The following is a 13,379-nucleotide window of genomic DNA, read 5'->3' as shown; positions in this document are numbered from 1 at the left end:
TGTGAGCGAAGTCTCCGCCCGCTCCCCGACTCGATAGGTACCTGCCTGATGAGCCTCTCCTCCACCGCCCACAACCTGGTCGTCCTCGCCTCGGAGGGGGCCGAGCAGCACGGCGGCAACCACGACAGCCTCAACCCCTACGTGACCGGCGGCGCCGCCTTCATCATCCTGATGCTGATGCTCTGGGTCACCACGCGTCTGAACCGCGACCGCTAGTCGAACCGGTCCGCCGGGCCAGTAGGCTCTGCGCTCATGGGAGAGCAGGAGACGCCTACCGGTCCGGTCAAGCGCCGGCTCGGCGTGATGGGCGGGACATTCGACCCGATCCACCATGGACACCTGGTGGCCGCCAGCGAGGTGGCCGCCCTGTTCCACCTCGACGAGGTGGTGTTCGTGCCGACCGGTGAGCCGTGGCAGAAGTCCCAGCGGGCCGTCTCGCCCGCCGAGGACCGCTACCTGATGACGGTCATCGCCACGGCGTCGAACCCGCAGTTCTCGGTGAGCCGCATCGACATCGACCGCGGCGGACCGACCTACACGATCGACACCCTGCGGGACCTGAAGGCGCTGAACGACGACGCCGACCTGTTCTTCATCACGGGCGCCGACGCGCTCGCCCAGATCCTGACCTGGCGGAACGCCGACGAGCTCTTCTCGCTCGCCCACTTCATCGGAGTCACCCGGCCGGGCCATGTGCTCACCGACGACGGGCTCCCCGAGGGCGGCGTCTCCCTGGTCGAGGTGCCCGCACTGGCGATCTCGTCCACGGACTGCCGTGCACGGGTCGCCCAGGGGGATCCCGTGTGGTACCTGGTGCCGGACGGCGTGGTGCGCTACATCGACAAGCGTGAGCTGTACCGGGGAGCCTGAGCTTCCGGAGAGAGGGGCCCTGCGGTGAACGACCGACAGGATCAGTACGGCCGATACGATCCGCACGCAGCCCACGAGCAGCAGCTCATCGGCTATGACGCGTACGGGCGGCCGGTGTACGGCCGGGCGCCCGGCCAGTCCGCCCCCCAGTACGAGCAGCAGCAGGGCTACGGCTACGACTACCAGGACTACGGCCAGCAGCAGCCGCAGCAGTACTACCAGCAGCAGCCGGCGGCCCAGGAGTACGGGCAGCAGGAGTACACCCAGGCGCCCTCCTACGGGTACGACACGCAGCAGAGCCCCCAGCAGGCCCCGCAGCAGACGCAGCAGCAGGCCCAGCAGTGGATCCCGCAGCAGACGGCGCCCGAGCCGGCACCGGCCGAGCAGCCCGCCTCCCGCGCGGAGCGGCCGGCTGCCCAGGTCCCCGAGCCGCGCCGGCCCGAGGGCGGGTCCGAGGCGGGGCGGGACTACCACACCGAGATGTTCGCCTTCATCGACCAGCCGGACGAGGACTCCGAGGACGTCATCGACTGGCTCAAGTTCACCGAGAGCCGCACCGAACGCCGCGAGGAGGCCCGCCGCCGCGGCCGCAACCGGGTGGTCGCGCTCATCGTCGTCCTGGCGGTGTTCGTCGTCGCGGGCCTCGGCTACCTCTGGTACGCGGGCAAACTGCCGTTCCTCGACGGTCCCGGGAAGAAGACCGCCGCCACCGCCGACGCCGGGGCGCAGAAGCGCGACATGATCGTCGTACACCTGCACAACACCAAGAAGGGCGGCACCTCCTCGGCGCTGCTCGTCGACAACGTCACCACCAAGCAGGGCGCCACCGTCCTGCTGCCGAACGCCCTTGCCCTCACCGGCCAGGACGGAACCGCCACGGCACTCGGCAAGTCGGTCGGGGAGGGCGGTCTCGGCACCCGCGAGGCACTCGACTCCGTGCTCGGCACCCGCATCGGCGGCACCTGGCGCCTGGACACCCCCTTCCTGGAGAACCTGGTCGAGCTGGTCGGCGGCATCGAGGCCGACACCGACACCGCGGTCCCGGCCGACGACGCGGCCAAGACGCCGGCCGTGGGCCAGGGCCAGAAGCAGAGCCTGAGCGGGCCGATGGCCGTCGCGTACGCCACGTACCGCGCCCAGGGCGAACCGGAGGCCAAGCAGCTGGAACGCACGGGCAAGGTGCTCCACGCGGTCCTGCGCAAGTTCCCGAGCGACCCGAAGGCGGGGGCGGTGACGGTCGAGAGCATCGGCCAGATCCTCGATCCCGCACTGAACGCGCAGACCCTCGGGACGATGCTGTCCAAGCTCGGCGCGCACGCCAAGGTGGGCGCCTACCGCACCGACGTCATCGCGGTGAAGCCGGACGGGACGCTCACGGACGACGCCAACAAGAAGGTCGTCAAGGAGGTGCTCGGCGGCTCCGCCGGCGCGGCGCAGCCCGGCGCCACCCCGCGCGTCGGTCTCAAGGACGCCTCGGGCGACGAGAAGACGCAGGTCGCGGCCAAGGCGGCGCTGATGAACGGCGGCTACGCGTTCGTGGACGGCGGCAAGGCCGACAAGACCGCGGCCGCCTCGCAGATCACCTACCAGGACGACGCCCAGCGTGACCGCGCGATCGAGGTCGCCAAGACGCTGGGGCTGGCGGAGACGGCCGTGAAGAAGGCCGAGAACGTCGTGAACGCCGACGTCGTGGTGATCCTCGGGAAGGACTACAAGGCCCCCTGACCGGGCCGCGGCCCGGCCGGCAGGGGAAGCACGCGCCCGCGCGGAACGTTCCGCGCGGGCGTCGTCGGCGGTACATGAGACCCTTGTAAGGATCTGCCCGCCAACCCGAAAGCATGGCCAGTGACCGCCACGGACCGCTCCATCGAGCTCATCACCACCGCTGCCCAGGCCGCGGCCGACCGGCTCGCGCACGACATCATCGCGTACGACGTCAGCGACGTGCTGTCGATCACCGACGCCTTCCTGCTCGCCTCGGCGCCCAACGACCGTCAGGTCAAGTCGATCGTCGACGAGATCGAGGAGCGCCTGCAGAAGGAACTCGGCGCCAAGCCGGTGCGCCGTGAGGGCGACCGCGACGCCCGCTGGATCCTGCTCGACTACGTCGACATCGTCGTCCACGTCCAGCACAGCGAGGAGCGGGTCTTCTACGCGCTGGAGCGCCTGTGGAAGGACTGCCCCGAGATCGAGCTCCCCGAGGACGCCAAGCTCACCATCGGCAAGGCCGAGGAGCACGCCAAGCTGCGCGAGGCGGCGGGCGACGACGACCTGGACGGTGATCTGTTCTGAGCACGACCACCTCGGGCCGGTCCGGCCGGAAGATCGTCCTCTGGCGGCACGGCCAGACCTCGTGGAACCTGGAGCGGCGCTTCCAGGGGTCGACGGACATCGAGCTGACCGAGACGGGCCTGGCGCAGGCGCGCCGCTCGGCGCGGCTGCTCGCCTCGCTGAAGCCGGACGCCATCGTCGCGTCCGACCTGAAGCGTGCCGCCGCCACGGCGGCCGAGCTGGCCGCGGTCACGGGCCTGGCCGTGACGCACACCGACGCGCTGCGCGAGACGTACGCCGGCGAGTGGCAGGGCCTGACGCACGAGGAGATCGTCGAGAAGTACGGCGAGCAGTACGCGGCGTGGAAGCGCGGCGAGCCGGTCCGCCGGGGCGGCGGTGAGCTGGAGACCGAGGTCGCCGACCGCGCCGCGCCCGTGGTGCTGGACCACAGTGACCGGCTGCCGGTGGACGGCACCCTGGTCGTGGTCAGCCACGGCGGCACCATCCGTACGACCATCGGCCGGCTGCTCGGCCTGGAGGCGCGCTCCTGGGAGAGCCTGGGCGGGCTCTCCAACTGCTGCTGGTCCGTCCTCGGCGAGGGCGCACGCGGCTGGCGCCTGCTGGAGCACAACGCCGGCACCCTGCCGGAACCGGTGCTCGGCGACGACGACTGAGCGGGCTCCCTGCCGCTTCCCACCGGGGTTCCGACCCGGATTTCACTTTCCGGCTGGTCACAGGCTAGAGTTCTTCTTGTTCGCAGCGAAGAACACCGGAGACGGGGGAAGCGCAGCGGAGAGCGGGGCTATAGCTCAGTTGGTAGAGCGCCTGCATGGCATGCAGGAGGTCAGGAGTTCAATTCTCCTTAGCTCCACAATCAGGATCCCGTCCCCAAGTGGGGGCGGGATCCTTGTTTTTGTACCCTTTGCGTTTGCTGACCTGGCCCGCACCGGCGTGGCAGAATCGGACGGCCGGAGGGGGAGTCGACGGCCCGACGCGGGAGGGAGTCGCGAACGGATGGGTGCACACCGGCGCCGGTGCGACTGGTGCAACAACGGGACGCCGATCGTGCGGGACATGGACCCGGTCAACCCCGACTACCAGTACTGGTGCGAGGAATGCGCGCGGGCGCTGATCATAAAAGGCGACCCGATCGAGACGTACCGGGAGCTGGAAGGGGAGCCGATCTACGGACGGCTGCTCGACGAGCACTGCACGCTCAAACGGTTCTATCAGTTCGCGAGAGCGTGACAGACCGTCGCAAAGCGGACATGGCCCGAGGTTGGTGGAAACCGATTTTTGGACCAGGGCCATGACCGTGTAATGTTTGGGACGTCGCCAAGGGGAACCGGCAAGGGAAACCGAAGCGGCAAGCAGGGCAAGGGGCTATAGCTCAGTTGGTAGAGCGCCTGCATGGCATGCAGGAGGTCAGGAGTTCAATTCTCCTTAGCTCCACAGTGAAGAAGCGGGCCACCCGGATCGGGTGGCCCGCTTCTCGTTGTGTCACCGGGTGGAACGGCCGAGCGTCGGCGGGGGCCGCTGCGGTACCCTGACGCCATGCGTGCCGTACGCCTCCTGCTTACCGAGCCGCGCTGATCAGTACCGACCTTCGAAACGGTCGGCCTCGGCGCGGCGCCCCCTCCTGTGCGAGGGGTTTTTTCGTTTGGACAGCAGAGACGGCAGAGACGATCGATGGAGCTTCAGAAATCATGAGCGAGACGAACACCCCGGCCCCCGAGGCGGCCGAGGCGCACCGTTACACGGCTGCCATGGCCGCCGACATCGAGGCACGCTGGCAGGACGTCTGGGACGCGCAGGGCACCTACGAGGCCCCGAACCCGACCGGTGACCTGGCCGGGGACCCGGCGGTCGTCGCGCGGCCCAAGAAGTTCATCATGGACATGTTCCCGTACCCCTCCGGTGCGGGCCTGCACGTCGGTCACCCGCTCGGGTACATCGCCACCGACGTCTACGCCCGCCACCAGCGGATGACCGGCAACAACGTCCTGCACACCCTGGGATTCGACGCCTTCGGCCTGCCGGCCGAGCAGTACGCCGTGCAGACCGGTACGCACCCGCGCGTGTCGACCGAGGCCAACATCGAGAACATGAAGATCCAGCTGCGCCGGCTGGGCCTGGGCCACGACAAGCGCCGGTCGTTCGCCACGATCGACCCGGACTACTACAAGTGGACCCAGTGGATCTTCCTGCAGATCTACAACTCCTGGTACGACGCGGACGCGAAGAAGGCCCGGCCGATCTCCGAGCTGGTCGCCGCCTTCGAGGACGGCTCCCGTGAGGTCCCCGGCGGCCGTGCCTGGGGCGGCCTGAGCGCGGCCGAGCGGGCCGACGTACTGAACGGCTTCCGGCTGGCCTACTCCTCCGACGCGCCCGTCAACTGGTGCCCCGGGCTGGGCACCGTACTGGCCAACGAGGAGGTCACCGCCGACGGCCGCTCCGAGCGCGGCAACTTCCCGGTCTTCAAGTCCAAGCTGAGCCAGTGGAACATGCGGATCACCGCGTACGCCGACCGGCTGCTGGACGACCTGGACGCGCTGGACTGGCCCGAGGCCATCAAGCTGCAGCAGCGCAACTGGATCGGCCGCAGCGAAGGCGCGCGCGTCGACTTCGCGCTGGGCGACGAGGCCATCACCGTCTTCACCACTCGCCCGGACACGCTGTTCGGCGCCACGTACATGGTGCTGGCGCCCGAGCACCCGCTGGTCGAGAAGTTCATCCCGGCCGCCTGGCCCGAGGGCACCCACGACGTGTGGACGGGCGGCCACGCCACCCCGGCCGAGGCCGTCACCGCCTACCGCAAGCAGGCCGCCTCGAAGTCGGACGTCGAGCGCCAGGCCGAGGCCAAGGACAAGACCGGTGTCTTCACCGGCGAGTACGCGATCAACCCGGTCAGCGGGGAGAAGGTCCCCGTCTTCATCGCCGACTACGTCCTGATGGGCTACGGCACCGGCGCGATCATGGCCGTTCCGGCCCACGACAGCCGGGACTTCGAGTTCGCGCGCGCCTTCGAGCTGCCGATGCGCTGCGTCGTGCAGCCCTCCGACGGCCGCGGCACCGACCCGGCCGAGTGGGACGACGCCTTCGCCTCGTACGACGCGAAGCTGGTCAACTCCACGGGCGAGGGCGTCTCGCTGGACGGCCTGGGCGTCGTCGAGGCGAAGGCCGCGATCACCGAGTGGCTGGCCGAGCGCGGCATCGGTGAGGGGACGGTCAACTTCCGCCTGCGCGACTGGCTGTTCAGCCGCCAGCGGTACTGGGGCGAGCCCTTCCCCATCGTCTACGACGAGGACGGCGTCGCGCACTCCCTGCCCGAGTCGATGCTGCCGCTGGAGCTGCCGGAGGTCGAGGACTACTCGCCGCGCACCTTCGAGCCGGACGACGCGGACTCGCAGCCGGAGACCCCGCTGTCGCGCAAGGCCGACTGGGTCAACGTCGAGCTGGACCTGGGCGACGGCGTGAAGTCCTACCGGCGCGAGACCAACACCATGCCCAACTGGGCCGGTTCCTGCTGGTACGAGCTGCGCTACCTGGACCCGAACAACGCCTCCGCGCTGGTCGACCCGGAGATCGAGCAGTACTGGATGGGCCCCCGCGAGGGCGCTCCGCACGGCGGTGTCGACCTGTACGTGGGCGGCGCCGAGCACGCGGTGCTGCACCTGCTGTACGCCCGCTTCTGGTCCAAGGTGCTGTTCGACCTGGGCCACGTGTCGTCGGCGGAGCCGTTCCACAAGCTGTTCAACCAGGGCATGATCCAGGCGTACGCCTACACCGACGAGCGCGGTGTGTACGTCCCGGCGGCCGAGGTCGAGGAGCGCGACGGCGCGTACTTCTACGAGGGCAAGCAGGTCAAGCGCGAGCACGGCAAGATGGGCAAGTCCCTGAAGAACGCCGTCACGCCGGACGAGATCTGCGAGGAGTACGGCGCCGACACGCTGCGCCTGTACGAGATGGCGATGGGCCCGCTGGACGTCTCCCGTCCGTGGGACACGCGCGCCGTGGTCGGCCAGTACCGGCTGCTGCAGCGCCTGTGGCGCAACATCGTGGACGAGGAGACCGGCGCGGTCACCGTCGTCGACGCCGAGCCCGCCGAGGACACCCTGCGCGCGCTGCACAAGGCCATCGACGGGGCCGGCGCCGACCTGGCGGGGCTGCGGTTCAACACCGCCATCGCCAAGATCACCGAGCTGAACAACACCCTGACCAAGGCGGGCCGCCCGCTGGAGCGCTCGGTGGCCGAGCGGCTGGTCCTGCTGGTCGCCCCGCTGGCCCCGCACATCGCGGAGGAGCTGTGGCACCGGCTGGGCCACACCGACTCGGTGGTCCACCAGGACTTCCCCGTGGCGGACCCGGCGTACGTCGTGGACGAGACGGTCACGTGCGTGGTGCAGGTCAAGGGCAAGGTCAAGGCGCGCCTGGAGGTCCCGCCGACGATCACCGACGCCGACCTGGAGCAGCTGGCCGTGACCGACGCCGGTGTCGTCGCCGCGCTGGGCGGCGCGGAGATCCGCAAGGTGATCGTGCGCGCGCCGAAGCTGGTCAACATCGTGATCTGAGCCGCCGGAAAGGCGCCGCCCCCGCATGGGGGAGATCCCGTACGGGCAGGTTGGGGGTTCGAATGGAACCCCTGGCCTGCCCGTGGCGTTTACCTTGGAGGGGAAGAGCCGACGCCTGGGGAAAGGGGCCGTCATGGAGGCCGCGTTGATCATCTTCGCGCTGATGTTGCTGATGGTCGTGGGCCTCGGCGCGTACCTCACGGTCAAGGCGGTGGGCGCGGCCAAGCGAGGCGTGGAGCGCACCGTCGTACAGGCGCGGCGCACGGTGGAGGACACCACACTGCGGGCCAAGAGCTTCGGCCAGGTCGGAGTGGCGGGTGCGCTGGCGCAGCTGAGGCTCGACCTGCGGACGTCGATGCGCGCCACCCAGCAGGCGCTGGCGGACGGGGCCCGGACGGACGCCTCGCTGCGGGAGTCCCTCGCGCTGTTCGAGCGGCTGAGCGCCCACGGGCACGAGCTCGACGGCGAGCTGAAGCGACTGGAGCAGGAGCCCGACAAGCAGCGCACTGCTCAGCTCCTGCCGGACCTGCGCGAGCGCGCCCGCCAGATCATCGAGGCGGCGGACTCGCTGCGGTGGGCCGCCCGCGACCGGGCCCGGCGCTTCGCGGAGGACGAGCTGTCGCTGCTGTCGGAGCAGATCGAGATGGAGTCGGGCGCGCTGCGCGACTGGTCCCGCGAACCGGTGGACGACCTGGCGGCGGCGGCCGCCGAGTGGGACGCGGCCCAGACCGCGCCGACCTCGACCCCGACCCCGGCCCCGGAACCGGCACCGGCCCCGAAGGCGGCGCCCACGCCTCCGCCGGCGGCCCTGAACCCGCCGACCCCGACGATGCAGTACCCCTGGCAAAAGGCCCCCCGCCCGGAGAGCGCGGGCTGACACCCGGCACTGCCGGGTACCCGCCGGGTGTCCCATCGGGCACGCCGGGCATGCGGGGCACACCAGGTACGAGCGCGTGCGGATCCGGGGCGGGCCCGGCCCACCCCGGGGCCGGGAGCCCCTCGGGGGGTGTCCGGGGCCTGGCTCCGGGAGCGCGGTCCTGGGGCGGAGCCCCTGGTTCGGGAAGGGGCGGGGTGGGGGAGAGTCCCGCGGCGCCCCCCGGCGCCGACCGACCGCCACGCGCTCCGTAGGCTCTGCCCGCTCCGGCGGGAGCCGAGGGGGCCCGCTCACGCCCCCGTGAAGGGCCCCGGCTGCCGTCGCGGCCCCGCGAGCGGTAACCTCCGCCTCATGTCCCGCCATGTCGCCATCGTCACCGATTCCACGGCCTACCTGCCCCGACCGGCCATGGCACGGCACGGAATCACCTCCGTCCCGCTCACCGTGGTGCTCGGCGGCGAGGCGCTCGAAGAAGGCACGGAGATCTCGGCGCGCAGCCTGGCCCTCGCCCTGCAGAAGCGCCGCTCGGTCACCACGTCCCGCCCCGGCCCGGAGGAGTTCGTCCGGGCCTACCGGGCCGCCGCCGACGCCGGGGCGACCGGCATCGTCAGCCTGCACCTGTCCGCCGAGTTCTCCGGGACCTACGACGCCGCCGTGGTGGCCGCCAGGACCGCGCCCGTACCCGTACGCGTCGTGGACACCGGCATGGTCGCGATGGCCCTCGGGTTCTGCGCGCTCGCCGCGGCCGAGGTCGCCGAGGCGGGCGGCGCCGTGGACGAGGCCGTGGCGGCGGCCGAGAAGCGGGCGGCGGACATGGCCGCCTACTTCTACGTCGACACCCTCGACTACCTGCGCCGCGGCGGCCGGATCGGGGCCGCGCAGGCCCTGCTCGGCTCGGCCCTGGCGGTGAAGCCGCTGCTGACCCTGGACGGCGGGCGGATCGAGATGCTGGAGAAGGTGCGTACGGCCTCCAAGGCCATCGCCCGGCTGGAAGAGCTGGCGGTCGAGCGTGCCGGCTCCGCAGACGTGGACGTGGCGGTGCACCACCTCGCGGCACCGGAGCGGGCCGAGAAGCTTGCGGAGCGGCTCCGCGAGCGGATCCCCGGCCTGGTCGAGCTGCACGTCAGCGAGGTCGGCGCGGTGATCGGCGCGCACACCGGGCCGGGGCTCCTGGCGGCGGTCGTCTCGCCCCGCTGATCACCGGAACGAGTGGCCCGGATATCCACAACGGGGCGGATATCCACCGGAATTGAAGGGTCCGCACGGCGGTCGGGATCTGCCCCTACGGTCGTGCCATGACTCTTCGAACGCGTACTTCCCGTCCTTCCCGTCCTTCGTTCCGGCCGTCGGGCGCCACCAGCGGCCCGGGCCGCTCCCGCCTCTCCGACAGCCGTCTGCGCCACGGCGGTGGCGCCGGCAGGCGCCGCCACGGTCTCCGGGCCGCGCCTCCGCCTCCGCATCCCGGTCCGGGTCCTGGTCCCGCTTTCGGTCCGCATCCCGATCCGGGGGCGGACGCGGTGCGGCGCAGGGCCGAAGCGCTGCTCGGCGGCGGCCCGCCGCAGCAACCGCCGCCTGCCGCGGCGGATCCCCCGGCACCGCCCGGCGAGGCGGCCGAAGCCCTGCCCGCCGAGAGGGCGCGCGGGCTGGCGGTGCGGGAGCGGCTGCCGCTGTGGCTGCAGGCCCGGTGCGCGGTGGAGCCGCGCACGGTGGCCGCGGTCGGGGTGGTGCTGGTCGTCGCCGTGGGCCTGGCCGGGCAGCAGTACTGGTCGGCCCGGCCGCGGGAGGTGACCGCCCCGGCGCCGGCCGCCCCGGCGGTGCTGTCGGCGGGGGCCACGGCGCCGGCGGCGACACCGGCCGCGGCGGGCGGCGGCGCGGGGCCCGAACGGATCGTCGTCGACGTCGGCGGCAAGGTCCGGGATCCGGGAGTGCGGCGGCTGCCGGCCGGTTCCCGGGTCGAGGACGCGCTGGCCGCCGCCGGGGGAGTGCGTCCGGGCACGGACACCACCGGGCTGAACCGGGCCCGGGTGCTCGTGGACGGCGAGCAGGTACTGGTGGGGGTGACGGCGCAGCCGCAGCCGCACCCGGGAGGGCCCGCGGGCGGGCCGGCCGCCGGGCCGCTCAGCCTGGGCTCGGCCACCGTCGAGCAGCTGGACGGTCTGCCGGGGGTGGGTCCCGTCCTCGCCCAGCACATCGTGGACTTCCGCACCGCCCGCGGCGGCTTCCGTTCCGTGGAGGATCTCCGCCAGGTCAACGGCATCGGTGAGCGGCGCTTCGCCGACCTGCGCAAGCTGGTGCGGCCGTGAGCCGCCCGGAGGGGGCGGGCCCGGCGGATCTGCGTCTCGCGGTGCCGGCCCTGGCCGCCTGGGCTGCGGCCGCCCTCGCCCTCGACGCACCCGTCGGGCGGACCGCCCTCGGCGTGGGCCTGGCGGCGGTCGGCGCGGGGCTCCTGCTGCTGGTCCAGGGACGGCGCCCGGGGGCCCTGTGGAGGGTCGCCCCGGCCGCGGCGGCGGCTCTGCTGTGCGCGGCCGCGGGAGCCGGTGTCGCGGGGCTTCAGCTGGCCGAGGCGCGGGCCGGGCCGGTCGCCGGGCTGGCGCGGCAGCACGCCAGGGTCCTGGCGGAACTCACCGTCGATTCCGACCCCAGGACCGCGCGGAGTGGGAGCGGGCCGCCGGTGGTGGTGCTGGACGCGGTGGTGACCCGGGTGACCGGACCCGACGGGGTGAGCACCCGGGTCGAGACCCCGGTGCGGGTGCTGTCCGCTCACACGGGATGGGCCGGGCTCCTGCCCTCCACCCGCGTGGCGGTGGCCGCCCGGCTGGCCCCGGCGGGGGACGGGGAGCGGGCCGTGGCGCTGCTCCGTCCGGGCGGTGACACGCCACCGGGGGTGACCGGCGGTCCGGACGCCGCGCAGCGGCTGGCGGGGCGGCTGCGGGCCGGACTGCGCGGGGCCACCGAGGGGCTCGCACCGGATGCGCGGGCCCTGCTCCCGGGACTGGTCGTCGGGGACACCTCCAGGGTTCCGCCCGACCTGCACGAGGCCTTCCGGGCCACCGATCTGCTGCACCTGCTGGCCGTCTCCGGGTCGAACCTGACCGTGGTGCTGTTCCTGCTCATCGGGCCCCCGGCGCGCGCCCAGCAGGCGGAGCGGCGCGGGCTGGCGCCCCGGCTGGGACTCTCGCTGCGGACGACCGCCCTGTGCGGGGCGGCGCTGACGCTGGCGTTCGTCGTGGTGTGCCGGCCGGAGCCGAGCGTGCTGCGGGCAGCGGCCTGCGGGGCGGTCACCCTGCTGGCCATCGCCACCGGCCGGCGCAGGTCCCTGATTCCCGCACTGGGGGCCGCGGTGCTGCTGCTGGTGCTCTTCGACCCGTGGCTGGCCCGCAGTTACGGCTTCCTGCTCTCGGTCCTGGCCACCGGGGCGCTGCTGACGCTCGCCCCCCGGTGGAGCGGGGCGCTGCGGCGGCGCGGGATGGGGCCCCGGCTCGCCGATGCCGTGGGCGCCGCCGCTGCCGCCCAGGCGGTGTGCGCGCCGGTGGTCGCCGTGTTCGCGGCCCGGGTCAGCCTGGTGGCGGTGCCCTGCAACCTGCTGGCCGAGCTGGCCGCCGGGCCGGCGACCGTCCTCGGCTTCGCCGCGCTGGCGGTGGCCCCGCTGTCGATGCCCGTCGCGGAGGTGCTCGCCCGGTGCGCCGGGGTGCCCGCGGGGTGGATCGCTGCCGTCGCGCGGGCCGGGGCCGGGTTTCCCGGCGCGGAGCTGTCCTGGCCGGGCGGGTTCACCGGCGGGCTGCTGCTGGCCGCGGTCACCCTGGCGTTCGTCGTCCTCGGTGCCCGCTGGGGGCGGCGGCGGTGGCTGTGCTGTGTGCTGGCGGTGCTGCTGCTCCTTGCCGTGCTGCGGCCGCCGCAGCTCACCCGTACGCTCACCGGCTGGCCTCCGCCCGACTGGAGTTACGTCCAGTGCGCCGTGGGACAGGGGGACGCGGCCGTCCTCTCCACCGGGCCGGGGGAGGCGCTGGTGGTGGACGCCGGCCCGGATCCCGGGCCGGTGGACGAGTGCCTGCGCGAGCTGGGGGTGCACCGGGTGCCGATGCTTGTGCTGACGCACTTCCACGCCGACCATGTGGGAGGTTTGCAGGGCGTCCTGCGGGGCCGTTCGGTGGGGATGATCCAGGCCTCCGTGCTGGAAGAGCCCTTCGGACAGGCCGAGTTCGTCCGCCGGACCGCGGCGGCCGCCGGGGTGCCGGTCGTACCGGCCGTGCAGGGGGAGCGGCGCCGGGCCGGCCCCTTCGAATGGCAGGTGCTGTGGCCGCCACCGCCCGGGTCGTACTTCGAAGGGCCCAACGATGCGAGCGTCGTGCTGCTGGTGCGCGGCGCGGGGCTGACCCTGCTGCTGCTCGGCGATCTCGAACCGGCTTCGCAGGAAGCCCTTCTGAGGGAGCATCCGAAGCTCGGTCCGGTCGATGTCCTCAAGGTCGCCCACCACGGCTCGGCGCACCAGGATCCCGGGCTGCACGAACGGGTCCGGCCGCGCCTGGCGATTGTTCCCGTCGGTACAAAAAACCGCTACGGGCACCCCGCGCCGGGTACGCTCGCCCGCCTGCGGGCCGTGGGTGCGACGGTGCTGCGCACCGACACCGACGGTTCGATCGCGGTCGGTGGAACCGGCGTTCGGCTGCGTGCGTTTCCAGCCAGGGGACGGCGCATTCGACGCGGGCATACCGGGCGTGACCGCTCTGTTTGCCCACAACCCGACAGCATGATCGAATGCCTCTTCGCCAGAACGGTCCAAGTCCACACTGCAC

The 13,379-nt window shown here is 72.6% G+C and carries 10 protein-coding genes, 2 tRNA genes and 1 pseudogene; all 13 read left to right on the top strand.

Translation table 11 applies throughout. From position 1 onward, the window contains the following. The first annotated feature begins 48 nt into the window (after positions 1–48). Positions 49–216 carry a hypothetical protein gene (locus NRK68_RS11610; protein ID WP_037661433.1) on the top strand — a complete coding sequence of 56 codons (168 nt, stop codon included), beginning with the start codon at positions 49–51 and terminating at the stop codon, positions 214–216. A gap of 36 nt (positions 217–252) precedes the next feature. Beyond that, positions 253–870, top strand: coding sequence for a nicotinate-nucleotide adenylyltransferase (nadD, locus tag NRK68_RS11605; protein WP_030760999.1), 618 nt, complete (start codon positions 253–255; stop codon positions 868–870). 24 nt (positions 871–894) lie between these two features. Further along, the gene (locus tag NRK68_RS11600; protein ID WP_257855727.1) at positions 895–2,595 is read left to right on the top strand and encodes an LCP family protein; all 1,701 of its coding nucleotides are present in this window, start codon (positions 895–897) and stop codon (positions 2,593–2,595) included. Positions 2,596–2,715: 120 nt separating this feature from the next. Continuing rightward, the gene (gene rsfS, locus NRK68_RS11595; RefSeq protein WP_030027741.1) at positions 2,716–3,162 is read left to right on the top strand and encodes a ribosome silencing factor; all 447 of its coding nucleotides are present in this window, start codon (positions 2,716–2,718) and stop codon (positions 3,160–3,162) included. Next, entirely contained in the window at positions 3,159–3,815 is a 657-nt protein-coding gene (locus NRK68_RS11590; RefSeq protein ID WP_183065616.1) for a histidine phosphatase family protein, read from the top strand. The genes rsfS and NRK68_RS11590 overlap by 4 nt, the downstream gene beginning before the upstream one ends. A gap of 124 nt (positions 3,816–3,939) precedes the next feature. Beyond that, a tRNA-Ala gene (locus tag NRK68_RS11585) sits at positions 3,940–4,012 on the top strand. 203 nt (positions 4,013–4,215) lie between these two features. Continuing rightward, complete coding sequence (locus NRK68_RS11580) at positions 4,216–4,389, top strand: hypothetical protein (RefSeq protein WP_157854762.1); 174 nt, start codon at positions 4,216–4,218, stop codon at positions 4,387–4,389. Between the two features lie 131 nt (positions 4,390–4,520). Beyond that, a tRNA-Ala gene (locus NRK68_RS11575) sits at positions 4,521–4,593 on the top strand. A 254-nt stretch (positions 4,594–4,847) separates the two neighbouring features. After that, a complete protein-coding gene (gene leuS, locus NRK68_RS11570) occupies positions 4,848–7,712 on the top strand; it encodes a leucine--tRNA ligase (protein ID WP_257855726.1) in 2,865 nt (954 codons plus the stop codon). 133 nt (positions 7,713–7,845) lie between these two features. After that, positions 7,846–8,589, top strand: a complete 744-nt coding sequence (locus NRK68_RS11565; protein WP_257855725.1) for a hypothetical protein — start codon at positions 7,846–7,848, stop codon at positions 8,587–8,589. 348 nt (positions 8,590–8,937) lie between these two features. Beyond that, complete coding sequence (locus tag NRK68_RS11560) at positions 8,938–9,783, top strand: DegV family protein (RefSeq protein ID WP_030957696.1); 846 nt, start codon at positions 8,938–8,940, stop codon at positions 9,781–9,783. 320 nt (positions 9,784–10,103) lie between these two features. Then, the gene (locus tag NRK68_RS11555) at positions 10,104–10,889 is read left to right on the top strand and encodes a ComEA family DNA-binding protein (RefSeq protein WP_373023513.1); all 786 of its coding nucleotides are present in this window, start codon (positions 10,104–10,106) and stop codon (positions 10,887–10,889) included. Continuing rightward, positions 10,886–13,258: pseudogene (locus NRK68_RS11550) on the top strand (ComEC/Rec2 family competence protein); the annotation flags it as partial. The gene NRK68_RS11555 and the pseudogene NRK68_RS11550, both read left to right, overlap by 4 nt. Positions 13,259–13,379: the final 121 nt, after the last annotated feature.

The organism is Streptomyces yangpuensis (genome assembly GCF_024666385.1).
In the GTDB taxonomy this organism is placed as follows: domain Bacteria; phylum Actinomycetota; class Actinomycetes; order Streptomycetales; family Streptomycetaceae; genus Streptomyces; species Streptomyces yangpuensis.
This window is presented reverse-complemented; position numbering and strand designations above follow the sequence as displayed.